The organism is Allobrachymonas sp., from assembly GCF_041912815.1.
GTDB lineage: Bacteria > Pseudomonadota > Gammaproteobacteria > Burkholderiales > Burkholderiaceae_C > Brachymonas.
Genome location: NZ_JAYRLV010000007.1, coordinates 62,613 through 84,997, shown reverse-complemented (window position 1 = coordinate 84,997; position 22,385 = coordinate 62,613). Strand labels below are relative to the sequence as shown.

Here is a 22,385-nt window from a genome sequence, read left to right as displayed (position 1 = left end):
CGTCAGGGCGTGGGCAGCTGGTCGAGCCAGGCTCCCAGGGCCTGTGCGGCCTGGCGGGCCAGTGTCGGGCCGTGCGTGGCGCTGTCGGCGCGCAGGGCCGGGATGTCGATGCCAGCCTGGGAGAGCTCACAGGCGTGCCCGATGAACCAGCGTTCCAGCCGTGCGGGATCGGCCTCGGGGTGGCACTGGAAGGCCAGGGCATGGCGGCCCCACTGGAAGGCCTGGTGGCGGCACAGATCGGTGGAGGCCAGGCACTGGGCGCCTTCGGGCAGATCGAAGGTGTCGCCGTGCCAGTGCAGCATGGAGGTGAGGGTGCCGTCGAGCGGGGCCAGCACGGAGGCAGCGCCTTCGGCGATGAGCTGCAGGGGCTTCCAGCCGATTTCCTTGGCGGGGCCGGGGTAGACGCGCGCGCCGAGCGCACGGGCCATGAGCTGTGCACCGAGGCAGATGCCCAGCGTGGGGCGATCGGCCTGCAGGCGGGTGCGCAGCAGGTGCAGTTCGTCGTCGAGGAAGGGGTAGAGGCCTTCCTCGTAGGCGCCGATGGGCCCGCCGAGCACGATGAGCAGATCGGGCGCGAGAGCATCCAGACGAGAGAGGGTGTCGACGCCTGCCTCGAGATACTGCACGGTGTAGCCGCGGGCGCGCAGCAGGGGGGCGAGGGTTCCCAGATCCTCGAAGGCAACGTGGCGGATGGCGATGGCGTGTTTCATGGCAGGGCAGCAGGACGGCAGAACAGGAGACGAGGGCCGTTCCGTCAGGCGCAGACCCTCAGCGAGACAAAGCCTGCATGATGCATCAGTTCGCGCAGCACGATGAGATAGGCGATGAATTCGGGCCGCTCCGGAATGCCCAGACGGGCGGCAGGCATGCCGCCGAGCACATCGGCCAGGCGGTTGAAGACCTCTTCCACGGCGTCGATGGAGAGGGTGAGGGGCAGGGGCTGCGCGGGATGTCCGGCCGCAGCGGCTGCTTCGGCCAGGTGGCGGGCTTCGGCATCGTGTGAGCGAAGGAGCCCGGTGCGGGGCCAGCCCGCGATGCGCGGCATGAGGATGTCCTCGACTTCGGCAATGCAGGCCTCGACTTCACCTGCCGTGGGCAGGGGGGCATGGCGCATCTGCTGCTGCAGGACGGTGAGGCCCAGAGGCAGGCGCGCCACCACGGACGGGGTGGTGGCATCAGCGGCAGAGGCGTCGGTGAAATCGAGGGTGGTGCTGTCGGGGCCGATGTGCAGGAGAGCGGACATGGGACGGGCGGGGCGCGAGAAGAAAGGATTTCGACTGTAGCACCGCCGTCTGCGGCACGGGGGCGGCTCAGATGCCGGCGCCGGCGTCCACGAATTCGGTCACGCGCGTGGGACGCAGCCAGACCCGGGTGCCGCTGGACAGGGGCAGCTGGTGCTCCAGGGCCTGATGCTCGCTGCGGGTGAGCTGCACGTCGATGAGGCTGTGGTCGTCGTCGCGGATGAACTCCATGTAGGTATAGGGGCCGACGATCTGGGTCTGCTTCCACTGGGCCGGAATGGCGTCCATGGGCACGGGGGCTCCGGCAGGGATGGGCAGCACCTGGATCTGGTGCGGGCGCACATAGGTGGGGGTGGCGCTGCCCTGCGGATGGAGGCGGTTGACGTCGCCCAGAAACTCGATGACGAAAGGCGTGGCCGGGTGCTCGTACACCTCGTTGGGCGTGCCGACCTGTTCGACATGGCCGGCACTCATGACGACGACGCGGTCGGCCACTTCCAGTGCCTCTTCCTGATCGTGGGTGACGAACACGGTGGTGACGCCCATGTCGTGATGGATCTGGCGCAGCCAGCGGCGCAGGTCCTTGCGCACCTTGGCGTCGAGGGCGCCGAAGGGCTCGTCGAGCAGCAGCACCTTGGGACGCGTGGCCAGGGCCCGTGCGAGGGCCACGCGCTGGCGCTGGCCGCCCGAGAGCTGGGCCGGGTAGCGCTTGCCCAGGCCGGGCAGCTGCACCTTGTCGAGCAGATGGGCCACGCGCGCATCGATCTCGGCCCGTGAGGGGCGACGCGATGCCGGCAGCACCGAGAGGCCGAAGGCGATGTTTTCCGCCACCGTCATGTGGCCGAACAGGGCGTAGTGCTGGAACACGAAGCCGATGTTGCGGTCGCGCACGTCGGTGCGGGTGATGTCGGTGTCGTCGAACAGGATGGCACCTGCATCGGGCTGTTCCAGTCCGGCGATCATGCGCAGCAGCGAGGTCTTGCCCGAACCGGAGGGGCCGAGCAGGGCGACGAGCTCGCCGTCGCCGATGCGCAGGTTGATGTGGTCGCACACGACGGTGGGGCCGAAGGATTTCTGAAGGTCCTGGAGGGTGATCTGCATGGCAAGACTCGGAAGAAAGTGCGGGCGTGGAAGGGGTCAGGCGGCCGTGCGGGCTGCGATGCGGCGTTCGGCGAGGTACTTGAGCACCAGGGTCACCAGGGCGAGCAGGGCCAGCAGCGAGGACATGGCAAAGGCGGCGGCGAACTGGTATTCGTTGTAGCTCACCTCGATGTGCAGCGGCATGGTGTTGGTCTGTCCCCGGATGTGTCCCGAGACCACCGACACCGCGCCGAACTCGCCCATGGCGCGGGCGTTGCTGAGCACGAGCCCGTAGAACAGCGCCCACTGGATGTTGGGCAGGGTGACGCGGCGGAAAATCTGCCAGCCGCTGGCCCCCAGCACGCGGGCCGCTTCTTCCTCCTGGCTGCCCTGGGCTTCCATGAGCGGAATCAACTCCCGCGCCACGAACGGGAAGGTGATGAACACCGTGGCGATGACGATGCCCGGCACCGCGAAGATGACCTGCACCCCGTGCGCCTCCAGCCAGCTGCCGAGCCAGCCGTTGGCTCCGTACACCAGCACGAGCGCCAGGCCGGCGATCACCGGCGACACCGAAAACGGCAGATCGATGAGCGTGACGAGCAGGCTCTTGCCCCGGAAGTCGAACTTGGTGACGGCCCAGGCTGCCGCCAGCCCGAAGGCGGCATTGAGCGGCAGCGAGATGACCGCCGCAAGCAGCGTGAGGCGAATGGCCGAGAGCGCATCGGGGTCGGTGATGGCGACCCAGTAGGCGCGCAGCCCTTCGCGGAAGGCTTCGACAAAGATGCTGACGAGCGGCACCAGCAGGAACAGCGACAGGAACAGCAGCACAAAGCCGATGAGCGTGGCGCGCAGCCAGACCGGTTCAGTGGTCACGGGAGCTGCGGCCGGTGGGGTGGGGGAGACGGATGCGTGGGACATGGAGAACTCGCAAGGGGGCAAAACGCAGAAGGCGCGCGACGGATGCCGGTCAGGCAGAGCGCCGCTTGCGCTGCCACGCCTGCAGCAGGTTGATGGCGAGCAGCATGATGAAGGCGGCGAGCAGCATCACCACGGCAATGGCCGAGGCGCCTGCGGCGTCCTGCTGCTCGACCTTGGCGATGATGAGCAGGGAGGTGATTTCCGTCTTGAAGGGGATGTTGCCTGCAATGAAGATCACCGAGCCGTATTCTCCCAGCGCACGTGCAAAGGCAAGGGCAAATCCCGTGAGCAGGGCCGGGGTGAGCGTGGGCAGCAGCACACGGCGGAAGGTCTGCCAGCGCGAGGCACCCAGCATGGCAGCCGCCTCTTCCTGCTCGCGATGCAGATCCTGCAGCACCGGCTGCACCGTGCGCACGACAAAGGGCAGACCGATGAAGGTCAGTGCCAGCATCACGCCCAGCGGGGTGTAGGCGACCTGGAACGGCAGCCAGCGGCCGATCCAGCCGTTGGGCGCGTACAGCCCCGTGAGGGCCACACCTGCCACGGCCGTGGGCAGGGCAAAGGGCAGATCGACCATGGCATCGACGAAACGGCGGCCCGGAAAGCGGTAGCGTTCCACCACCCATGCCACCAGCAGGCCCATGGCGGTATTGAGCAGCGCCGCCATCAGCGAGGCGCCAAACGTGAGCCGGTAGGAGGCCACCACCTGCGCGCCCGTGGCGATGGAGACGAAACGCTCCCAGCCCAGCTGCGACGAGGTGGCGAACACGGCGGCCAGCGGCAGCAGCACGATCAGGCCCATGTACAGCAGGGCCACACCGAGCGACAGATGGAAGCCGGGCAGCACGCTGCGGTGGCGCAGCAGAAGAGGGGGGCGGCTGGACATGATCGGCAATCGGGGTGGAAGGGAAAAGAGGCGGAACAGCACGGCGACCGGAACCCCGGTCACCTGGCAGCAGGCGGGATGGGAAAAGGCCCCTGTGCGTCGGCTCCGCAGAACGGCAGCGAGCAGGGCGGGCCATGGAAAGGAAGGGGGCGGGCGGCAGCCGGCAGCCGGCAGCCGGAAATCAGTCAGGGTTACTGGCTGCCGGCGCCAGTACCTGGCTTACTTGCCGGCGCGCTTGGCCATGGCCTGGTCGTAGGTGCCGCCGTCCTTGAAGTGCTCGGCCTGGGCCTTGCTCCAGCCGCCGAACAGCTCGTCGACGGTGAAGGTCTGCTGGGCCGGGAAGTCCTGCGCATGGCGGGCCAGCACCTGCGGGTCACGCGGGCGCATGTGGAACTTGGCGGCAATTTCCTGTCCCTCGGGCGACCACAGGAAGTTGAGGTAATCGGTGGCGGCCTTGCGGGTGCCCTTCTTGTCGACCACGGTGTTGACGATGGCCACGGGGTTCTCGGCCAGGATGGTCCACTTGGGGTAGACGATCTGGAACTTGTCGCCGAATTCCTTGCGGATGAGCGGCACCTCGCTCTCGAAGGTCACGAGCGCGTCGCCCATGTTGCGCTGGGCAAAGGAGGTGGTGGCAGCACGGCCGCCCCCGTCGAGCACCGGCACCTGGGTGAACACGCGGGTGCTCAGGTCGCGGGCCTGGTCGGGCGTCTGGCCGGACTTGAGGGCCGAGCCCCAGATGGCCAGCCAGGTGTAGCGGCCATTGCCCGAGGTCTTGGGGTTGGGGATGATGGCCTGCACGTCGGGACGTGCCAGATCGGCCCAGTCGTGGATGGACTTGGGGTTGCCCTTGCGCACCAGAATCACGGAGATCGAGGTGGTGGGGGAGGCGTGGTTGGGGAACTTGCTGGCCCAGTCCTTGTCCACCAGACCCTTGCCGGCGAGGAAGTCGATGTCGCTCGCCTGGTTCATGGTGACCACATCGGCCTGCAGGCCTTCGGCCACGCTGCGCACCTGCTTGCTGCTGCCGCCATGCGACTGCTGGATCGACACCTTGTCGCCGTTGCGGGCAGCGGCGGCGACATAGGCCGTGTCGATGTCCTTGTAGAACTCGCGCGAGACGTCGTAGCTCACGTTGAGGAGCTTGGCCTCGGGCTTGGAGGAGGAGCAGCCCTGCAGCACCAGTCCGCCGCCCAGGGGGATCAGCACGGCGGCCCCGGTGGCCAGCAGCAGGCTGCGGCGGGACGTGGGGGAGGAGGCGGAGAAGGTGGTGCGGGTCATGGTTTTTCCTGTTCTGGCTGCGCCGGGGAGATGCCCCTCGGCGTCATGGATCGGGGCATGATAAGTCGCCGCACAAAGCAGGAAAACGAATATATTGTTGTTTGTTTATATGGTCGAATGCATATAGTGGCGGCAGGCCGGTGCTCCGGCTGCTGCAGGGCCTCTGCACGAAGGGTGGCGCCCGGTGGTACGGCCCGGGAGGATGCCGGGTCCCGGGCCAGTTCATGCGCACCTGTGCCTATGGCTGCGTCTGTGCCTGTGTCTGGCCGAGCGTCAGCACCACGGGGGTGTGGTCGCTTGGGCGCTCGTTGGAGCGGGGCTGGCGGTCGATGGCACAGGCGGTGGCCTGCGCCACGAGCGGCTGGCTGATGAGGATGTGGTCGATGCGCATGCCGCGGTTGCGCCGAAAGGCCATGTTGCGGTAATCCCACCACGAGTAGGCCTTGGGCGGCTGCGGGAACAGGCGCAGGCTGTCCACCAGCCCCAGGTCGATGAGGCCCTGCAGGTGGGTGCGCTCCTCGGTGGTGCAGTGGATGGTCTCGCGCAGGCCCTCCGGGTCCCACACGTCGAGGTCGTCGAACGTGATGTTGAAGTCGCCCATGAGCACCAGCCGCGGGGTCTTGACCAGCTCCTCGCGCAGCCAGGTCCGCAGGGCATCGAGCCAGCGCATCTTGTAGGCGAACTTGTCGCTGCCCGGCGCCTGCCCGTTCGGAAAGTAGGCGCCCACCACGCGCATGGGTTCGCCGTCGGGCGCGGCATAGGTGGCGCTCAGCACCCGGGCCATGTCGCAGTCCATGCCCGGAATGTTGCGCACCACGTCCTGCCCCGGCTGGCGCGAGATGAGCGCCACGCCGTTGTAGGTGCGCTGCCCGAACCACGCCGCCTGCCAGCCGGCCTCGGCAAAGGCATCGACCGGAAACTTGTCGTCCGTGAGCTTGGTTTCCTGCAGGGCGAGCACGTGCACGTCCGGATGGGCGGCGAGCCAGTCGAGCACCTGCGGCAGGCGCACGGACAGGGAGTTGACATTCCAGGTGGCGAGTTGCATGGGGATCTCCGAAGGGGCGGCAACAAATGCGGGTCAGACGTGCAGCATGGCGAGGGCACCCAGGCACAGCCCGGCAGCCCCCATGGCGAACATGGCGTATTCGAGCCACCTGCGGCGGGTCAGCAGCGCGATGGCGGCCAGTGCAATGGCCACCTGCAGCACGGTGGTGGCCTGGGCCCAGCGATGGTGCAGGTGCATCTGCTCCTCGCTGCGGGCTTCCCAGGTGGCGGATTCCTTTTCCAGCGCCTCGGCCTGATGCTGGATGGCGGTCTTTTCGGCTGCGTAGCGGTCGATGCGGGACTGGAAGCCCGCCTTGCGGTCGTCGGGCGAGAGGTCCCGCGTCATTTCGACCAGCGCCTGCTTGGTGCTCTTGGACTGGTAGTAGCCCCACTGGTCGGCCGCCTCGGTCTTGCGGATGGCTGCGTTGTTCTTGTAGATGCCGGCCTTGGCCTGGGTATCGCCGCTCATGTAGGAGAACAGGGCGCCCACGGTGGCGATCACGGCCGTGAACAGCGCGATCTGGTTGGTCAGGCGGGCGCCTCCGTGCCCTTCGGACGGAGCACCATGGGCGGCACTGCCGTGCTCGATGGCATGTTCGAGTTCGTGGTCATGGGGACCGTGGACGTGAAAGGAGTCGCTGGACATGGGAAAGAGCTCGGGTGTAAGGGAAGAACGGATGGATGCCGGCACAGGGCAGGAAGGGAACGGGCAGTGGACGTGCTCCCCCGTATCTGCGGCCCTGCACCGGCACAGCGCCGTCAGGGCTGGCGGCGGTAGGTGACAAAGGCAAAGGGCAGCCCGGTGGTGCTCACGTGGGAGACGCGGGAGACTTCATGCCATTCGGGGCCCCAGGTCGGGGCGTGGGCATCGCCCTCGAAGTCGGCGTCGATCTCGGTCACCACGGCCTCCTGGGCCAGCGGGGCGGCCTGCCGGTAGATGTCTGAGCCGCCGATGATCCAGACCACCGGGGCCGGAGCGCAGGCCGCAAGGGCGGATGGGAGATCGTGCGCCACGAGAGCGCCGGGCGCCTGCCAGTCGGTCTGCCGGGTGACAACCACGTTGGTGCGACCGGGCAGGGGGCGGAAGCGGGGCGGCAGGCTGTCCCAGGTCTTGCGGCCCATCAGGACCGGCGCGCCCAGCGTGGTCTGGCGGAAGTGGGCCAGATCCTCCGGCAGGTGCCAGGGCATGGTGCCCTCGCGGCCGATGATGCCGTTGCGGGCGCGGGCGAGGATCAGGTGGACGCGGGGAAGGGGAGAGCAGGCCATGGGCGCAGATTGTAGGCGCAGTGCGTGCGGGCAGCAGGCGCGGCAGGCAAGCTTCGGCGCCTCGCGAGCGGCTGTAGTCCGCAGCACGGCAGCACTGTGAAAAATGATGCACCGGTAACGACTGGATACGAACCCGGGCCCTGCGAATGCAGGCCCTGCCGGCAAATGCGCATAATGCCGGGAGGTCCCGGTGTCTGTGCCGGGAGCAGCGGGTGGGGGGCGATCTGTCTTTCCGCCGGCTGGCTTTCCGATGGCGACGGCATTCTCGATCAGGGTGACGGGACGCATGCAGGGACCTGCACCCAGCCGTGGTGCCGTCTCGAGGGACAGGCACGCGGCTGATCTCCGAATTTTTTGCATTTTCCGACGATGAACACTGTTGAACGTGCAGGCCGCGCCCTGCTGATGGCTGCCCTGGGAGTGGCCAGCGTGGCGGCTTCGGCCCAGGCTGTGACCTTCTCCAAGCCCGAGGAAGCGGTGAACTACCGCAAGGGCGCCTTCGAGGTCATGGAACGCCACTTCTCCCACCTGAGCAACATGGCGCTGGGCCGCATTCCCTTCAACAAGCAGCAGGCCGTGTTCGATGCCTCCACGGTGCGCCTGCTCTCGCTCCTGCCGTATCAGGCCTTCGTGCCCGGTACCGAGCATGTGGCCAACACCCATGCCAACGATCTGGTGTGGTCGGCCACCCCCCGTTTCCAGGGCGAGGCCCGGGACTTCCAGGCCAAGGCGGCACGCCTGCCTGCCCTTGCCCGTTCGGGTGACATTGCTGCCCTCAAGAAGGCCGTGGCCGATACCGGCGCCAGCTGCCGCAAGTGCCACGACAGCTTCCGCGAACGCGGCTGAGGCCATTCCGCCCGGATGCTGCCGCGCGCTGCAGCGGCGATCCACCGCCGTTCGACGCTCCGCTCACAGGCCTCTGTGCCTGGCGGGGCGTTTTTCTTTGGTTGGCGCATGGGGTGACGGGCAGGGCGGGCCTGAGCCTGCCCGCCGTGTGCCGCCCCACCGGGGACGGTCCCATGGTCACACGGCCACGGGGGCCTTGATGGCCGGATGGTGCCGGTAGTCGCGCACCTCGAAGTCCTCGTAGGCGTAGCTGAACAGGTCGGCCGGTCGGCGGTGGATGTGCAGGGTCGGGTAGGGATAGGGCTCCCGGGCGAGCTGCAGCTCCACCTGCTCGCGGTGGTTGTCATAGATGTGGCAGTCGCCCCCTGTCCAGATGAAGTCGCCCGGTTCCAGGTCGCACTGCTGCGCCACCATGTGGGTCAGCAGGGCATAGCTTGCGATGTTGAAGGGCACGCCGAGGAACAGGTCGGCACTGCGCTGGTAGAGCTGGCAGGACAGGCGCCCCTCGGCCACATAGAACTGGAAGAAGGCGTGGCAGGGCATGAGTGCCATGCGGTCGAGCTCGGCCACGTTCCAGGCGCTCACGAGGATGCGGCGCGAATCCGGGTTGCTGCGCAGGGTGCGCACCACATCCGCGATCTGGTCGATGTGCCCGCCGTCCGGTGTGGGCCAGCTCCGCCACTGCACGCCGTAGACGGGGCCCAGGTCGCCGGTCTTGGGATCGGCCCATTCGTCCCAGATGGTGACGCCATGCTCCTGCAGCCAGTGCACATTGCCGTCGCCGCGCAGGAACCACAGCAGTTCGTAGATGATGCTCTTGAGGTGGACTTTCTTGGTCGTGACGAGCGGGAATCCCTGCTGCAGGTCGAACCGCATCTGGTAGCCGAAGACGCTGCGCGTGCCGGTACCGGTGCGGTCCGACTTGGCCACACCGTGGTCACGCACGTGACGCAGCAGGGTTTCGTACTGGTTGGAGCAGGGGGTGGTGGGGATGGACATGGTGCGCGGAATGGGCGGCGGCCAGCGTGCACAGGGTGCAGCACCGGCCGGAGGGACAGGGCTCGATTATTGCTGTGGCCGCATATCCGGGCCCGGGGAGCGGATATGCGGTCGTCCCGTGGCGGAAGGACGGTGTCGGTGGGCAGGGGAGAGACTGCGGCGCTCAGTGGCCCAGCACACGGCCGGGATTCATGAGGTTGCGAGGGTCGAGCGCCTGCTTGAGGCTGCGCATCAGCGCCAGGGCCACGGGCGACTTGTAGTGTGGCAGGGTGTCGCGCTTGAGCAGGCCGATGCCGTGCTCGGCGCTGATGCTGCCGCCATGCCGTGCCACGGCATCGAACACGAGGGTGTTGATGCCGGGCTCCTGCTCACGCAGGAAGATCGCCGGGTCCTGCCCTTCAGGGGCCTGGATGTTGTAGTGCAGGTTGCCGTCGCCCAGGTGGCCGAAGTTGACGATGCGCACGCCGGGCACGGCCTGGCCGAGTGCGGCATCGGTCTCGGCCACAAAGGCCGGAATGGCCGATACCGGCAGCGAGATGTCGTGCTTGATGTTGAGCCCCTCTTCGGACTGCGCGAGCGAGATGCTCTCGCGCATGTGCCACAGCGCCTGTGCCTGCGAGAGGCTCTCGGCCACGATGGCATCGGTGACGCAGCCCGAGGCGAGGGCTGCTTCCAGCAGCGCCTCGAAGCGGGCACGGGCGGATTCCTCTCCGTCGAAGTCGGAGTTCTCCAGCAGCACGCAGTAGGGAGTGTCGCGGTACAGCGGGACGTGGAGCTGCGGAAAGTGCCGGTCCACCAGCGTGAGCGCAAAGCGGCTCATCATCTCGAAGCCGGTCAGCCCTGCATGCAGGTGCTGGCGTGCCAGTCCGAGCAGGTCCACGGCGGCCTGCACGCTCGGCACGGCTGCCCAGGCGGTGAGCTGCACGCGCGGCATGGGGAAGAGCTTCATGGTGGCCGCGGTGATGATGCCCAGCGTGCCCTCGCTGCCGATGTACAGATCGCGCAGGTCATAGCCCGTGTTGTCCTTGCGCAGGCCCTGCAGGCCGTCCCAGATGTCCCCCTGGGGGGTGACCACTTCCAGGCCCAGGCACAGCTCGCGCGTGTTGCCGTAGCGCAGCACCTGGGTGCCGCCTGCGTTGGTGCCCAGATTGCCGCCCAGGGTGCAGCTGCCTTCGCTGGCCATGCTCAAGGGAAAGAGGTGTCCTGCGGCGGCAGCGGCTTCCTGCACCTGCTGGAGCACGCAGCCGCTTTCGGCCGTGAGGGTGAGGTTGGCGGCGTCGATGCGGCGGATGGCATGCATGCGGCCCAGGCTGAGCACCACGCTGCGGCCATCGGCGTCCGGGGTGGCACCGCCCACGAGGCTGGTATTGCCTCCCTGGGGCACGATGGGCGTGCCGGAGTCGGCGCAGGCGCGCACCACGGCAGCGACCTCGGCGGTGCTGCCCGGGCGCACCACGCACAGCGCCTGGCCGTGGTAGCGCTTGCGCCAGTCGTTGCAGTAGGGGGCGGCATCGGTACTGGTGAGGACATGGTCGGAACCGACCAGCGTGGCGAGCCGGGATGCCAGGCCAGCCGTGGAAAGAGCGGAATCTTGCATGGGCTTCATTATCATGGGTGTGTTTCGTTTTTCGTTTCCCTTTGCCCCTCTCGTTCTGTCTGGAGATGTTGCCGATGCGTGTGATGCGCCTGTGTTTGTCGACTTTCTGCTCCGGCGCCCGGTGCGGTGCAGGCGCGTCCGGGAGAGGACCATGCGGGCCATGCCGCTGAAGCCGATGCGGATCGGGCGGTGGCCGACTTTCTCCGGCGACGTGCTCGCCGGGCTGGCGCTGGCGGGGATGCTGCTGCCGGAAGCGGTGGCCTACGCCGCCATTGCAGGCGTGCCGACCGTGCATGCGCTGGTGGCGGCCCTGGCGGGCCTGTTTCTGTATCCGCTGCTGGGCAGCAGCCGGTTTGCCACGGTGTCGTCGACCTCGTCGGCGGCGGCCATCTTTGCTTCCATGGTGGCGGCCAACGGCACCGCGAGCGGCTATGCCCTGGTGGGCATGACGGGGGGCCTGTTTGTGCTGGCCGGGCTGCTGCGGGCGGATTTTCTGGCCTCCTTCATCTCGCGGCCCGTGCTGCGGGGGTTCACGTGGGCGCTGGCCTTCACCATCATCGTGCGGCAGATTCCGCATCTGCTGGGGCTTCCGGTGCAGGGCGGCCGCGTGTTCGAGGTGCTGGGGCAGCTGGGCATGCACCTCACTGCGGCCCACGGCCCCAGCGTGGCACTGGGCGGCGCGACGCTGGCCTGCTGGCTTGGTCTGCATGGGCTGCGGCGGCGCTGGAGCTGGCTTCAGCCTTCGCTGTGGGTGCTGCTGCTGGGCATGGCCGCCGGGGTGGCGCTGCCGCTCGGTGCGCAGGGGGTGGCCCTGGTGGGCATGATCGATCTGGAAGGCGTGCATCTGGCCTGGCCCGACCTGGACTGGGCCGCCTGGGTGCGCACGGCGCAGCTGGCACCTGCGCTGCTGATGATTCTGTTTGCCGAATCCTGGGGGGCCGTGCGCTCGCTGGCCCTGCAGAATGGGGACGAGGTGCATTCGCGCCGGGAGATGCTGGCGCTCGGGGTGTCGAACATGGCAAGCAGCCTGGTGCAGGGGCTGCCCATCGGGGCGGGGTTTTCCGCCTCGGCGGCCAACTACGCGGCGGGCGGGCGCAGCAAGCTCGCTGGCGTGTGTGCCGGAGTGGCCATCGCCGTCATGCTGCTGTGGCTGCGCCCGTGGCTGGCGCTTCTGCCCATTCCGGTGCTGGCGGCAGTGGTCATCGGCATCCTGCTGCACAAGCTGGCGCTCCGGCCGGTGCTCACGCCGCTGCGCATGGGCGGGGACGCCTGGCTGGCGCTGGTGGCGGTGGCGGGGGTGCTGTTCTTCGGGGTGCTGTTCGGCATGCTGCTGGCGGTGGGCCTGTCGGTGCTGCTGGCCCTGCGCCGTTTTGCCCAGCCGCTGTGCAGCGAACTCGGGCAGTGGCCTGGTTCGCACGACTATGTGGATCTGGCGAGCCATCCGGATCTGCGCCGGGTGCCGCATGTGCTGATTCTGCGGCCCGAGGAGCCGGTCTTCTTTGCCAATGCAGAGGCCATCTTCGGGCACTTTCGCGCCCTGGCCCACCGGCCCGGCGTGCAGGCGGTGGTGCTGAGCCTGGAGGCTTGCGACGATCTCGATACCACCTCGGTGGAGGCGCTATCCGAGCTGCAGAACCATCTGCACCGGCATGGGCAGCGCCTGCTGCTGGCGCGGGTCAAGGACAGGCCCCGCGCAGCCCTGCAGCGGGCCTTTCGGGCGCTGGCGGCGCCGGGCCAGGCCGTTCCGGCCCTCACGGGAGATTCCGCTCCGCCCCTCACCCCCTTGCCGTGGCAGATGTACTGGAGCGTGGACGATGCCGTCCAGGAGGCCGAGGCTGCGACTGCGCCCCCGGGGCATTGGCCGGTGGCTGCTCCCCCGGCGGAGCAGGGTGCGCCGCCTGCGGCTGTGGCGCGGGGTGTGGCCCCGTCTCAGTGAGGGGTGTGAGCGGAAGATGCCGGCTCGGCCGTGTGCCCTTGCGCAGCTGGCGAGTCGTCTTCTTCCTCCGCGTCGTCGTCCGTTATCTCGGTGTCGGCAAACGGCGGAGGTGCTTCGCTCGGGTGGGCTGCTGCGGCCTTCTGGCGCAGCCGGATGTGGATCACGCAGGCCACGAACAGGGCCAGGCACAGCAGCACTTCGGCCAGGGCGTAGTAGTGGCTTGGAACCCGGTCGCTCGTGGCGCGCACCACGCCTTCGCAGAAATACAGCCACACCATCAGACTCAGCCAGCGGTAGGTGTACATGCGGTGCTTGAGCAGGCCGGCCAGCGGAATGCACAGCGGCAGCGCCTTGAGTGCCAGCCACGAGCCTCCGGGCCGAACGGGAGCCAGCCAGAGCTCCCAGGCCACGCACAGGGCGACCAGGGCCAGCAGCAGGGCCACGGCCGCCGCACGCGACGCGCGGACGGCGGCAGAAGGAGCGACCGGAACAGGGGGGAGAGAAGCGGAAGGCGAGGTCATGGCAGGAGAAAAAGGGCGCTCGGAGGCCGGCAGACTGCATGCAGTCATGCGTGCCACGGGGCACAGTGCCATGGTGCCCCCTGACAGCAGGCCGGGAGGTGGCATCATAGCGTCATGCATGTGCTTCACCGACTGCTGCGCTGGCATTTTCAGCTCCCGCGGCGTTTTCTGGAACTGCCCTGGCGCGAAACCCTGACCATGTTCCGTCAGCGTTTCCGCGAGGATCATCTGGCGCTCACCGCCAGCAGCCTGACGCTGACCACCCTCACCGCCATGGTGCCCTTCTTTGCCGTGATGCTCTCGGTGTTCACGGCCTTTCCGGTGTTTGCACGGCTGCAGCTTGCGCTGGAACAGTGGATGGTGCAGAACCTGATTCCGGACGCCATCGCCAGCCAGGTCTCCAACAGCATCACCACCTTTGCAGGCCATGCCCGCGAGCTGGGCACGGCGGGGACCTTCTTCTTCATCCTGACGGCGTTTTTCCTGATGTCGAACATCGACACGCAGTTCAACGCCATCTGGCGCGTGCGCAAGCGCCGGCCGCTGGCGCAGAGCGTGCTGGTGTACTGGGCAGTCATCACCATCGGGCCCGTGGTGCTCGGGGCCAGCATTGCCACCACCTCGTACATTCTCTCGCTGTCGCAGGGCTGGGTCACCGGAGTGCCCGAGATTCCTTCCGGCAGCGTCAAGGCACTGATCGATCTGGTGGAATTCGCGCTCATGTCCATCGGCTTCGGCTCGCTCTATTACTTCGTGCCCAATACGCGGGTCCGCACGGCCCATGCGTGCGCCGGGGGGGTGTTCACGGCGGCGGGGCTGGCGCTGGCCCAGCGGCTTCTTGGCCTGTATCTGGCGCGCGTGCCCTCGTATTCCGTCATCTATGGCACCTTTGCCACGCTGCCCATCCTGCTGCTGTGGATGTACATGGCGTGGCTGATCGTGCTGCTCGGGGCGGTGATTGCGGCCTATCTGCCGAGCCTGCTGCGCGGACCGCGCCGGCACGGGCAGGGCATGGCGTGGCAGATGCAGCTGGCCGTGGAGGCGCTGCGCGAGCTTGTGGTGGCCCATGCCACGCCCCAGCGCGGCCTGTCGGTCGAGAAACTTGCGGCCGCCCTGGAAGTCGAGGCGCCCCAGCTCGAACCCGTGCTGGAGGAGCTCGCGGCACTGCGCTGGCTAGGCCGCCTCGATGAAAAGGTCGGCACCTGGGTGCTGCTCGTGCCTCCCGATTCGACTCCCGTCGCGCCGCTCGTCGCGCGCTGGCTCCTGCCCCCGACGCCCGAGCTGCAGCCCCTGTGGCAGCAGGCACCGGCAGGGTTGACCCTTTCCGACGCGCTGGGGCTGGTGCCCATGGCAGCGGCTTCCGGGCCCGAGCCTGCCACCCCGCCCGGCTTGTCTTCCCCCGCTCCGTCTGCGAGCTCTCTTCAGGACCCCTCATGATCCGTCTGTCCCGTCTTGCCGCCACCTGTGCCCTGGCCGTTCTCGGCACCTCTGCCTGGGCGGCCGTGCCCACTGATGCCTCCCTGCGGGAGCTCATGGATGTCTCCGGGGTCGAACAGACCTATCGGCAGATGCCCGCCATGATGCGCGACGGCGTGCTGCGGGCCATGAAATTCAACCCTGACCTTTCCCGGCTCAACGCGCGCCAGCAGAAGATCGTGGCCGATGCCCAGGACCAGCTCGGCAAAATCGTGGTCGAGGAGATGACTTCCGCCCAGATGCAGGGATTCATCGTGCAGACCTACCAGCACGTGTTCACGCAGGAGGAAGTGGATGGACTCATCGCCTTCTACCGCTCGCCCGTCGGGCGGGCCTGGGTTGCGAAAATGCCGCAGGCCAACCAGCGCCTCATGGAGCTCGTGCAGCAGCAGGTCATGCCGCGCGTGCTGCAGCGTGTCGGAGAGGTCTTCCGGCAGATGAAGACCGACCTGCGTGCGGCCCAGACCGCCGACTGACCGATTGACTTGCTGACCTGGTGCGGCCCGGGCCTCCTGCCTGCGCCCAGCCGCGTCAGTGCGCAGGCGTGGCGGCCTCGGGCAGTGCCTCCTGGAGCACCTGCAGGAGCGCGTCGGTGGCTTCGGCCATGAGGTCATGTCCGCCCGGCAGCACATGCGTCTGCCCCAGCGGACCTGCGGCTTCGATGAGGGAGCGTGCCGCCTTGGCGGGAGTCATGCGGTCGACCTCCCCGAGCACGAAAGTCACCGGACAGCGCACCCGTGCCATGTCCGTGAGCCCGTCGGCATAGCGGTCGCAGGCCAGAAACCCGGTGCGCAGCAGGTGCCCCTGCGGGTTGCTGTCCAGCACCCGGTGCATCAGGGCACGTGACACCTCGATGGGGGCTGAGGCAGGGTCTGCTGCCGTCTCTGCAGACGGTGCCGCAGGGGCCGTGTGCGAATAGCGCGCAATGAGGTCGATGGCCTGGTCGGGATCGGATTCGGCCATGTCCAGCAGGGCAGGCGATACCTTCATCGGAAAGGCCGTGCCCACCAGCACCAGCCGCTGCACCCGGGCAGGCTCCATCGCCGCCAGATGCAGGGCGATCAGGCTGCCCCAGCTGTGTCCCACCACGGCCACCCGGTAGATGTCCAGGGCATTGAGCATGGCCAGCAGCCGCGAGGCGGCGTCTGCCACGCTGGCAGGGGGCGTTCCGGCGCTGCGGCCGTGGCCGGGCAGGTCCACGGCCAGCACATTCCAGCCGCGCTGGGCGAGCGGCGCCAGAAAGGGCGCCCACACCGAGTGGTCGTTGAGCACGCCATGGATGCACAGCACAGTGGGCTGTCCGGGTTGCGGGGGCAGGGGCCCCGTGTCCGCATACAGGCGTTGGTCGGCAAAGGTGATGTCCATGGGGTGCAGCTCCTTTCGTGATGCGGCGGCGGGGCAGGGCCCCCAGGGGCATGCCGATTCGGGTTCCAAGGGCATCCACGGGGGTCACAGCCCCGATTGTGGGATATATTTGCCCCCATTTCCTCCCATTTTCCTGCAAGGTGCCCGCATGAAGGTCAGCGACATTCTCCGCGTCAAAGGCAATACCCTCTTCACCATCTCCCCCGACGACACGCTGCTTGCCGCCGTCCAGCTGGTCGCCGACAAGGACATCGGCTCCCTGGTGGTCATGGCGCACGGGGATGTCGTGGGCATGCTCACCTTCCGCGAGATCAACCTGCAGCTCGCGCGCAACGGCGGCGAACTCGGCGGCACCCTGGTGCGCACCGCCATGGACGACTACCCCATCACCTGCACGCTCAACACCGACCTCGACGAGGTGCGCCGCATCATGCTCGATCACCATGCGCGCTACATCCCCGTCATGGACGGCCGCACCCTCCATGGGGTGATCAGCTTCTACGACGTGGCCAAGACCGTGGTGGAAAGCCAGAACTTCGAGAACAAGATGCTCAAGGCCTACATCCGCGACTGGCCCGAGCACGACGAGGAAAAGGCCGGCAACAACGCCAGCTGATGCCCCGATCCCGTTCTGCCCGCTGGCTGCGGCCGGCCGGGCAGGGGATCATGGTGCCTGCCGCCTCTCAGGCCACGCGCTCGCAGGCCAGCACGTAGGGCGGGTCGTGGGGCACATTGACCAGCGCATAGCGCGCCACCCGCCACTGGCCGGGATCGCGCTGGCTTGCCCACGCCTCCACGGCCTCCCGCTCCTCCACGGCGCCCGGATGGCCCTGATACACCACCAGCACCAGTACGCCATGCACCTGCAGCAGGTCTGAGGCTGCCTGCAGGGCTGCGCAGGTGGGCTCGGGGCGTGTCACCACCTGCTTGTCGCTGCCGGGCAGCCAGCCCAGATTGAACACGGCGGCCTGCAGCGGGGCATCGACATGCGCGGCCAGTGTCTCGTGGCCCGCATGCACCAGAGTCACCCGGTCGAGCACGCCGGCGTCGGACAGACGCTGCCGGGTGTGCGCCAGGGCCTGCTCCTGCACATCAAAGCCCCACACACGCCCTGTGGGCCCTACGCACTCGGCCAGCAGCAGCGTGTCGTGCCCGTTGCCCGCCGTGGCATCGAGCGCGCAGTCCCCGGGCTGCAGGGCCTCGCGCAGGATGCGATGGGCCATGGGCACGATGGCAGGCAGATGCAGGGTCAGGCTGGAAGGGCGCATGGCAATACAGGGGAACAGCAGAAGCAGTCGGAATCAGCGGGCGCAGGAACCGGAAATGCGGGAGGGAATAGTAGGGCACAAAGCCGCAGAGCGCTGGCTCAGCCCGCCGGCATCAGCCCCTGTTCGGCCATGGACAGTGCCTGCCCCCGGCCCACGATGATGTGGTCGAGCACCCGGATGTCCAGCAGCCCCAGCGCCTGCGACAGATGCCGCGTGAGGGCGATGTCGGCTTCCGAGGGCGTCAGCGTCCCGCTGGGGTGATTGTGCGCCAGCACCACGCTCGCGGCGTGATGGTGCAGCGCGCGCAGGGCCACCTCGCGGGGGTATACGCTGGTCTGGTCGATCGTGCCCCTGAACAGGGTCTCGCACTCGATCATGCGGTGCTGCGCATCGAGAAACAGCACCGCAAAGCATTCGTGTGGCAGATGGCCGATCTGCATCTGCAGATAGTCGCGTGCCAGCGACGACTCGTTCATCACCTCGCGCTGCGCCAGCCGCTGGGCCAGCGCGCGCCGAGCGAGCTCCATCACCGCCAGCAGCTCGGCGCGCTTGGCCGTGCCTCCCAGTCCCTTGATGCGCGCCAGCGATCCGGCCGATGCCTGCAGCAGGCCTCCTACGCCACCGCAGGTATCCAGCACTTCCTGCGCCATCACCAGCACGTTCCGGCCGGCCGTGCCGGTGCGCAGCAGCAGGGCCAGCAGCTCGGCATCGCTCAGGGCGGCAGGGCCCCGGGCGAGCAGCTTCTCGCGCGGCAGGGAGTCGGCAGGGAGATGGTCGAGGGCCATGGAGAGGAAGATCGAGGCAGCAGACAGTCACCCCCCGCATGGCCGTAGGCCCTGTGGGGAGTATGGCAATCGGGGGTGGGCTCTTACAATAGGCCGCATTCCCTTTTGGTGCCGATTATGTCTGAACCTGTGACCCCCACCATCTCCGCCACCCAGGACGTGCCTGTGGTGCAGCCCACCTCTTTCCTGACCCTGCACTACCGCCTCTCCGGCCCGCAGGGCGACATCATCAACACCTTCGACCAGCTCCCCGCCACGCTTTCGCTGGGCACCGGGGTGCTGTCTCCCGCGCTGGAGCAGCGCCTGCTGGGTCTGGCTGAGGGAGCGCATGCCCGCTTCGATGTGCCGGCCGGCGAGGCCTTTGGCGAGCGCAATCCGCAGATGCTGCAGTGGCTCAAGCGCAGCGTGCTCGCCGAGATGGGCGATCCCGACGAGCAGTACACCGTCGGCGAGGTGGTGCAGTTTCCCACTCCCGATGCCCAGGGGCAGTTTGCGGGCCGTGTGGCCGAGCTGTCCGACGAGGCGGTGCTGTTCGACTTCAACCACCCGCTCGCAGGCCAGCCGGTCGCGTTCGAGGTGCACATTCTGGGCGTGCTATGAGCGACCAGTCCCCCCGCATGGCCGGGGATGCCGCCATTGTGCTGGCGGCGCCGCGCGGCTTCTGCGCCGGTGTCGATCGTGCCATCGACATCGTCGAGCGGGCGCTGCAAAAGTTCGGCCGGCCCATCTATGTCCGGCACGAGATCGTGCACAACACCCACGTGGTCAACGACCTGCGCAGCCGCGGCGCCATCTTCATCGAGGAGCTCTCTGAAGTGCCGCCCGGTGCCACGCTGGTCTTCAGCGCCCATGGCGTGAGCCGCGCCGTGGAGGAGGAAGCCCGCGAGCGCGGGTTCCGCATCTTCGACGCCACCTGCCCGCTCGTCACCAAGGTGCACATCGAGGTCGCCAAGCTCGCCCGCGAGGGCTACGAGTTCATCATGATCGGCCACAAGGGCCACCCCGAGGTCGAAGGCACCATGGGGCAGCTCGATGGCGGCATCCATCTGGTCGAAGACGTGGACGACGTGGCCCATGTCCAGCCCGCGCAGACCGAGCGCCTGGCCATCGTCACCCAGACCACCCTGAGCGTGGACGACGCCGCCGCCATCACGTCCGCCGTGCGTGCGCGCTTTCCCAGCATCCGCGAACCCAAGCAGCAGGACATCTGCTACGCCACCCAGAACCGGCAGGACGCCGTCAAGCTCCTCAGCCGCGAGGCCGATGTGGTCATCGTGGTGGGCAGCCCCACCAGCAGCAACAGCAACCGTCTGGCCGAGCTGGCCGGCCGGCTCGGTGTCGTCAGCCACATGGTCGACCATGCCGACGAGCTGCAGCCCGGCTGGTTCGCGGCAGCGCACACCGTGGGCATCACGGCGGGCGCTTCGGCCCCCGAGAGCCTGGTGCAGGAAGTCGTCCGCCGCGTGCGCGAGCTCGGCGCCGTGTCGGTGCGCACCATGGACGGTGTCGAGGAAAAACTCAAGTTCCCGCTGCCCAAGGGCCTGCGCCTCGATAGCGAGGAGGGGGCTGGCATCTCCTGATCACCCCGCCTGCCTGTACTCTGCCGTATGTCGGGCCGTGCTGCGGCCTCTTGCCGGCGCCGCTGATGCAGGAGGGCACACCCACCACCGCAGCCCGGGAATGCTGCTGCTCTGCACGCTTCCTGCGTGTGCCCTGTGCGTGCGCTGCCGCTCCGGCGTTTTCGCAAATTTCAGCTGCTGCCCGTGCAGCCCGCTTCATCTTCATTTTCACCGATCGCTTTTCATTTTCACCATGCTCGACATCAACCTTCTTCGCAAGGACCTCGACCAGGTCGTTGCCCGTCTCCAGACCCGCAAGAATCCGCAGCCCTATCTCGACGTCGACGCCTTCCGCGCGCTCGAAGCCGAACGCAAGACCATCCAGACTCGCACCGAAGAGCTGCAGGCCCGCCGCAACCAGCTCTCCAAGCAGGTCGGCCAGCTCAAGGGCAAGGGCGACCATGCCGGCGCCGAAGCCGTGATGGCCGAAGTCGCCGGCATCAAGCAGGAGCTCGAACACAGCGCAGCCTGCCTCGAACAGATCCAGACCGACATGGCTGCCATGCTCCCCGGCATCCCCAACCTGCCGCACGCCAGCGTGCCTGTCGGCCCCGATGAATCGGCCAACGTCGAGCTGCGCCGCTGGGGCACCCCCCGGACCTTCGACTTCCCCGTCAAGGACCACGTCGATCTGGGCGCTCCGCTCGGCCTCGACTTCGAAACCGCCACCAAGCTCACCGGAGCCCGCTTCTCCGTCATGCGCGGCCAGATCGCCCGCCTGCACCGTGCACTGGCCCAGTTCATGCTCGACCTGCAGACCACCGAGCACGGCTACACCGAGTGCTACGTGCCCTACATCGTCAACGCCGACAGCCTGCGCGGCACCGGCCAGCTGCCCAAGTTCGAGGCAGACCTTTTTGCCGCCAGAAAAGGCGGGCAGGAAAGCGAGGATCATCCCGACAACACCCCGCTCTACCTCATCCCCACGGCCGAAGTCCCCCTCACCAACACCGTGCGCGGCGAAATCCTGGCAGAGGCCGACCTGCCCATCCGGCTCACGGCCCACTCCCCCTGCTTCCGTTCCGAAGCCGGCAGCTACGGGCGCGACACCCGGGGCCTGATCCGGCAGCACCAGTTCGACAAGGTCGAAATGGTCCAGATCGTCCACCCCGACCACAGCTACGAAGCCCTGGAGGACATGACCTCCCACGCCGAAGCCGTGCTCCAGAAGCTCGGGCTGCCGTACCGCGTCATCGTGCTGTGCACCGGCGACATGGGCTTTGGCTCGGCCCGCACCCATGACCTCGAAGTCTGGGTTCCCGCCCAGAACACCTACCGCGAAATCTCCTCGGTCAGCAACTGCGAAGCCTTCCAGGCCCGCCGCATGCAGACCCGCTTCAAGAACGCGCAGGGCAAGAACGAATTCGTCCACACCCTCAACGGTTCCGGCCTGGCCGTGGGCCGCTGCCTCGTGGCCGTGCTCGAAAACTACCAGCGCGCCGACGGCAGCATCGAAGTGCCCGAAGCCCTGCGCCCCTACATGGGCGGCCTCACCGAACTGCGCGCCGCCTGAGGGCAGCACGCAGCCGTGCCGTGGAGCCCCCCGAGGCTCCCGGACGACGGAACAGGCACGCGCACGGCGGCCACGCAGCCAATTTCGCCACCCACAACGCAAACCCGCTGCGCTTGCATGTAGAATCGCCTCTTCGGCTGCCTCAGCGCCCAGGCAGCCCGACCGACCCGGAGAGATGGCAGAGTGGTCGAATGCACCGGATTCGAAATCCGGCATACAGGTTCTCCTGTATCGAGGGTTCGAATCCCTCTCTCTCCGCCATGAGCGCTTGGAATATTGTTATTATTTGTAATAGGATTCCAAATAATCAAGGCAAGTCAATAGGTTAGGACTGGAAACACACTGAGTTTAGTGGGTTTCCCGGAGCTTGTCCCCTCTTGGTACGGATCATGGTATCGGAGGGAGAGTCATGGTATCGTCAATCCAATTGGAGACCTACTATGACCAACACCAACTCAGCAGCGTCGTGACGAGCAACCATGCCGTGCCGCCTTCGGCCAGCTTGCGCGGCGGTCTGCTGTCTTTGCGACGCTGCCGGGCAGACAATTGCGCCGGCCCAGAAGCATAGCCGTCAGAGCCTCGGTTGCACGTGATCTCGCGGCTCAGCGTACTTGGGGATCGTCGAAGAAGCCGACCAATCTCTCGCAGACTCTTGTTCTGCTGGCGCATGCTCGCCAGCGTCGCGCGCTCATCGGCGCTCAAGTGTTCGAATCTTCTGGGCATCTTCGCAACTTACCTCAG

Annotated in this window: 24 protein-coding genes and 1 tRNA gene; 9 read left to right on the top strand and 16 right to left on the bottom strand. The window is 67.6% G+C overall.

The features are described from left to right. Positions 1–2: 2 nt before the first annotated feature. The 9 genes from ACE3P9_RS07370 to ACE3P9_RS07330 form a co-directional block, all read right to left on the bottom strand. Entirely contained in the window at positions 3–710 is a 708-nt protein-coding gene (locus tag ACE3P9_RS07370) for a glutamine amidotransferase (protein WP_374492917.1), read from the bottom strand. A 44-nt stretch (positions 711–754) separates the two neighbouring features. Then, entirely contained in the window at positions 755–1,243 is a 489-nt protein-coding gene (locus ACE3P9_RS07365; RefSeq protein ID WP_374492915.1) for a hypothetical protein, read from the bottom strand. Positions 1,244–1,310: 67 nt separating this feature from the next. Then, a complete protein-coding gene (locus ACE3P9_RS07360) occupies positions 1,311–2,342 on the bottom strand; it encodes a sulfate/molybdate ABC transporter ATP-binding protein (protein WP_374492912.1) in 1,032 nt (343 codons plus the stop codon). A 36-nt stretch (positions 2,343–2,378) separates the two neighbouring features. Then, entirely contained in the window at positions 2,379–3,242 is an 864-nt protein-coding gene (gene cysW, locus ACE3P9_RS07355) for a sulfate ABC transporter permease subunit CysW (RefSeq protein ID WP_374492910.1), read from the bottom strand. Positions 3,243–3,291: 49 nt separating this feature from the next. Then, complete coding sequence (gene cysT, locus ACE3P9_RS07350; protein ID WP_374492908.1) at positions 3,292–4,128, bottom strand: sulfate ABC transporter permease subunit CysT; 837 nt, start codon at positions 4,126–4,128, stop codon at positions 3,292–3,294. A gap of 219 nt (positions 4,129–4,347) precedes the next feature. Next, positions 4,348–5,409, bottom strand: coding sequence for a sulfate ABC transporter substrate-binding protein (locus ACE3P9_RS07345; RefSeq protein ID WP_374492907.1), 1,062 nt, complete (start codon positions 5,407–5,409; stop codon positions 4,348–4,350). 238 nt (positions 5,410–5,647) lie between these two features. Further along, a complete protein-coding gene (gene xth, locus ACE3P9_RS07340) occupies positions 5,648–6,454 on the bottom strand; it encodes an exodeoxyribonuclease III (RefSeq protein ID WP_374492905.1) in 807 nt (268 codons plus the stop codon). Positions 6,455–6,487: 33 nt separating this feature from the next. Continuing rightward, positions 6,488–7,099 carry a DUF4337 domain-containing protein gene (locus ACE3P9_RS07335; protein ID WP_374492904.1) on the bottom strand — a complete coding sequence of 204 codons (612 nt, stop codon included), beginning with the start codon at positions 7,097–7,099 and terminating at the stop codon, positions 6,488–6,490. 113 nt (positions 7,100–7,212) lie between these two features. Further along, positions 7,213–7,719, bottom strand: a complete 507-nt coding sequence (locus ACE3P9_RS07330) for a dihydrofolate reductase (protein WP_374492902.1) — start codon at positions 7,717–7,719, stop codon at positions 7,213–7,215. A 369-nt stretch (positions 7,720–8,088) separates the two neighbouring features. Here ACE3P9_RS07330 and ACE3P9_RS07325 point away from each other — a divergent pair, with 369 nt between their 5' ends. Next, entirely contained in the window at positions 8,089–8,565 is a 477-nt protein-coding gene (locus ACE3P9_RS07325) for a cytochrome c (protein WP_374492900.1), read from the top strand. Positions 8,566–8,742: 177 nt separating this feature from the next. Here the strand turns inward: ACE3P9_RS07325 and ACE3P9_RS07320 are convergent, their stop codons facing one another. Together ACE3P9_RS07320 and ACE3P9_RS07315 are read right to left on the bottom strand one after the other, a co-directional pair. Then, a complete protein-coding gene (locus tag ACE3P9_RS07320; RefSeq protein WP_374492898.1) occupies positions 8,743–9,564 on the bottom strand; it encodes a thymidylate synthase in 822 nt (273 codons plus the stop codon). 163 nt (positions 9,565–9,727) lie between these two features. Next, positions 9,728–11,161: an FAD-binding oxidoreductase gene (locus ACE3P9_RS07315; RefSeq protein ID WP_374492896.1), complete on the bottom strand. Its 1,434-nt coding sequence runs from the start codon at positions 11,159–11,161 to the stop codon at positions 9,728–9,730. Positions 11,162–11,321: 160 nt separating this feature from the next. Here ACE3P9_RS07315 and ACE3P9_RS07310 point away from each other — a divergent pair, with 160 nt between their 5' ends. Then, positions 11,322–13,097 (top strand): SulP family inorganic anion transporter, encoded by a 1,776-nt coding sequence (locus ACE3P9_RS07310; RefSeq protein ID WP_374492894.1) that lies wholly within the window; start codon positions 11,322–11,324, stop codon positions 13,095–13,097. Here ACE3P9_RS07310 and ACE3P9_RS07305 read toward each other — a convergent pair. Next, a complete protein-coding gene (locus ACE3P9_RS07305; protein WP_374492892.1) occupies positions 13,091–13,618 on the bottom strand; it encodes a DUF2069 domain-containing protein in 528 nt (175 codons plus the stop codon). The genes ACE3P9_RS07310 and ACE3P9_RS07305 overlap by 7 nt on opposite strands. A gap of 114 nt (positions 13,619–13,732) precedes the next feature. Between ACE3P9_RS07305 and ACE3P9_RS07300 the strand changes: the two genes are divergently transcribed. Next, positions 13,733–15,055, top strand: coding sequence for a YihY family inner membrane protein (locus ACE3P9_RS07300; RefSeq protein ID WP_374492890.1), 1,323 nt, complete (start codon positions 13,733–13,735; stop codon positions 15,053–15,055). After that, a complete protein-coding gene (locus ACE3P9_RS07295; protein ID WP_374492889.1) occupies positions 15,052–15,570 on the top strand; it encodes a DUF2059 domain-containing protein in 519 nt (172 codons plus the stop codon). The genes ACE3P9_RS07300 and ACE3P9_RS07295 overlap by 4 nt, the downstream gene beginning before the upstream one ends. Positions 15,571–15,625: 55 nt before the next feature. Here ACE3P9_RS07295 and ACE3P9_RS07290 read toward each other — a convergent pair whose 3' ends face one another. Further along, positions 15,626–16,459, bottom strand: a complete 834-nt coding sequence (locus ACE3P9_RS07290) for an alpha/beta fold hydrolase (protein WP_374492887.1) — start codon at positions 16,457–16,459, stop codon at positions 15,626–15,628. A 148-nt stretch (positions 16,460–16,607) separates the two neighbouring features. Here ACE3P9_RS07290 and ACE3P9_RS07285 point away from each other — a divergent pair, with 148 nt between their 5' ends. Further along, entirely contained in the window at positions 16,608–17,075 is a 468-nt protein-coding gene (locus ACE3P9_RS07285; protein WP_374492885.1) for a CBS domain-containing protein, read from the top strand. Between the two features lie 67 nt (positions 17,076–17,142). Here ACE3P9_RS07285 and ACE3P9_RS07280 read toward each other — a convergent pair whose 3' ends face one another. Together ACE3P9_RS07280 and radC are read right to left on the bottom strand one after the other, a co-directional pair. Beyond that, complete coding sequence (locus tag ACE3P9_RS07280; RefSeq protein WP_374492883.1) at positions 17,143–17,727, bottom strand: class I SAM-dependent methyltransferase; 585 nt, start codon at positions 17,725–17,727, stop codon at positions 17,143–17,145. 98 nt (positions 17,728–17,825) lie between these two features. Next, on the bottom strand, positions 17,826–18,512 hold the full coding sequence (gene radC, locus ACE3P9_RS07275) for a DNA repair protein RadC (RefSeq protein WP_374492880.1): 687 nt from the start codon (positions 18,510–18,512) through the stop codon (positions 17,826–17,828). 117 nt (positions 18,513–18,629) lie between these two features. On the opposite strand from radC, the gene ACE3P9_RS07270 reads away from it, so the two are divergent. The 4 genes from ACE3P9_RS07270 (at position 18,630) to ACE3P9_RS07255 (ending at position 21,905) form a co-directional block, all read left to right on the top strand. Continuing rightward, positions 18,630–19,112 (top strand): peptidylprolyl isomerase, encoded by a 483-nt coding sequence (locus ACE3P9_RS07270; RefSeq protein ID WP_374492878.1) that lies wholly within the window; start codon positions 18,630–18,632, stop codon positions 19,110–19,112. Beyond that, positions 19,109–20,092, top strand: coding sequence for a 4-hydroxy-3-methylbut-2-enyl diphosphate reductase (gene ispH, locus ACE3P9_RS07265; protein WP_374492877.1), 984 nt, complete (start codon positions 19,109–19,111; stop codon positions 20,090–20,092). The genes ACE3P9_RS07270 and ispH overlap by 4 nt, the downstream gene beginning before the upstream one ends. Before the next feature lie 232 nt (positions 20,093–20,324). Next, a complete protein-coding gene (serS, locus tag ACE3P9_RS07260; protein WP_374492874.1) occupies positions 20,325–21,644 on the top strand; it encodes a serine--tRNA ligase in 1,320 nt (439 codons plus the stop codon). Positions 21,645–21,813: 169 nt separating this feature from the next. Continuing rightward, positions 21,814–21,905: transfer RNA gene (locus tag ACE3P9_RS07255), tRNA-Ser, on the top strand. Between the two features lie 177 nt (positions 21,906–22,082). Here ACE3P9_RS07255 and ACE3P9_RS07250 read toward each other — a convergent pair. After that, the gene (locus tag ACE3P9_RS07250; RefSeq protein ID WP_374492872.1) at positions 22,083–22,367 is read right to left on the bottom strand and encodes a helix-turn-helix domain-containing protein; all 285 of its coding nucleotides are present in this window, start codon (positions 22,365–22,367) and stop codon (positions 22,083–22,085) included. Positions 22,368–22,385 lie beyond the last annotated feature (18 nt).

Excerpts from the sequence above, each read along its gene's own strand:
- ACE3P9_RS07325 (WP_374492900.1), top strand. The coding sequence starts at position 8,089 with ATGAACACTGTTGAACGTGCAGGCCGCGCCCTGCTGATGGCTGCCCTG.
- ACE3P9_RS07290 (WP_374492887.1), bottom strand. The coding sequence starts at position 16,459 with ATGGACATCACCTTTGCCGACCAACGCCTGTATGCGGACACGGGGCCC.
- cysW (WP_374492910.1), bottom strand. The coding sequence starts at position 3,242 with ATGTCCCACGCATCCGTCTCCCCCACCCCACCGGCCGCAGCTCCCGTG.
- ACE3P9_RS07250 (WP_374492872.1), bottom strand. The coding sequence starts at position 22,367 with ATGCCCAGAAGATTCGAACACTTGAGCGCCGATGAGCGCGCGACGCTG.
- ACE3P9_RS07315 (WP_374492896.1), bottom strand. The coding sequence starts at position 11,161 with ATGCAAGATTCCGCTCTTTCCACGGCTGGCCTGGCATCCCGGCTCGCC.
- ACE3P9_RS07280 (WP_374492883.1), bottom strand. The coding sequence starts at position 17,727 with ATGCGCCCTTCCAGCCTGACCCTGCATCTGCCTGCCATCGTGCCCATG.
- ACE3P9_RS07370 (WP_374492917.1), bottom strand. The coding sequence starts at position 710 with ATGAAACACGCCATCGCCATCCGCCACGTTGCCTTCGAGGATCTGGGA.
- ACE3P9_RS07320 (WP_374492898.1), bottom strand. The coding sequence starts at position 9,564 with ATGTCCATCCCCACCACCCCCTGCTCCAACCAGTACGAAACCCTGCTG.
- ACE3P9_RS07305 (WP_374492892.1), bottom strand. The coding sequence starts at position 13,618 with ATGACCTCGCCTTCCGCTTCTCTCCCCCCTGTTCCGGTCGCTCCTTCT.
- serS (WP_374492874.1), top strand. The coding sequence starts at position 20,325 with ATGCTCGACATCAACCTTCTTCGCAAGGACCTCGACCAGGTCGTTGCC.
- ACE3P9_RS07335 (WP_374492904.1), bottom strand. The coding sequence starts at position 7,099 with ATGTCCAGCGACTCCTTTCACGTCCACGGTCCCCATGACCACGAACTC.
- ACE3P9_RS07360 (WP_374492912.1), bottom strand. The coding sequence starts at position 2,342 with ATGCAGATCACCCTCCAGGACCTTCAGAAATCCTTCGGCCCCACCGTC.
- xth (WP_374492905.1), bottom strand. The coding sequence starts at position 6,454 with ATGCAACTCGCCACCTGGAATGTCAACTCCCTGTCCGTGCGCCTGCCG.
- radC (WP_374492880.1), bottom strand. The coding sequence starts at position 18,512 with ATGGCCCTCGACCATCTCCCTGCCGACTCCCTGCCGCGCGAGAAGCTG.
- ACE3P9_RS07310 (WP_374492894.1), top strand. The coding sequence starts at position 11,322 with ATGCCGCTGAAGCCGATGCGGATCGGGCGGTGGCCGACTTTCTCCGGC.
- ACE3P9_RS07330 (WP_374492902.1), bottom strand. The coding sequence starts at position 7,719 with ATGGCCTGCTCTCCCCTTCCCCGCGTCCACCTGATCCTCGCCCGCGCC.
- ACE3P9_RS07295 (WP_374492889.1), top strand. The coding sequence starts at position 15,052 with ATGATCCGTCTGTCCCGTCTTGCCGCCACCTGTGCCCTGGCCGTTCTC.
- ACE3P9_RS07270 (WP_374492878.1), top strand. The coding sequence starts at position 18,630 with ATGTCTGAACCTGTGACCCCCACCATCTCCGCCACCCAGGACGTGCCT.
- ACE3P9_RS07300 (WP_374492890.1), top strand. The coding sequence starts at position 13,733 with ATGCATGTGCTTCACCGACTGCTGCGCTGGCATTTTCAGCTCCCGCGG.
- ACE3P9_RS07345 (WP_374492907.1), bottom strand. The coding sequence starts at position 5,409 with ATGACCCGCACCACCTTCTCCGCCTCCTCCCCCACGTCCCGCCGCAGC.
- ispH (WP_374492877.1), top strand. The coding sequence starts at position 19,109 with ATGAGCGACCAGTCCCCCCGCATGGCCGGGGATGCCGCCATTGTGCTG.
- ACE3P9_RS07365 (WP_374492915.1), bottom strand. The coding sequence starts at position 1,243 with ATGTCCGCTCTCCTGCACATCGGCCCCGACAGCACCACCCTCGATTTC.
- ACE3P9_RS07285 (WP_374492885.1), top strand. The coding sequence starts at position 16,608 with ATGAAGGTCAGCGACATTCTCCGCGTCAAAGGCAATACCCTCTTCACC.
- cysT (WP_374492908.1), bottom strand. The coding sequence starts at position 4,128 with ATGTCCAGCCGCCCCCCTCTTCTGCTGCGCCACCGCAGCGTGCTGCCC.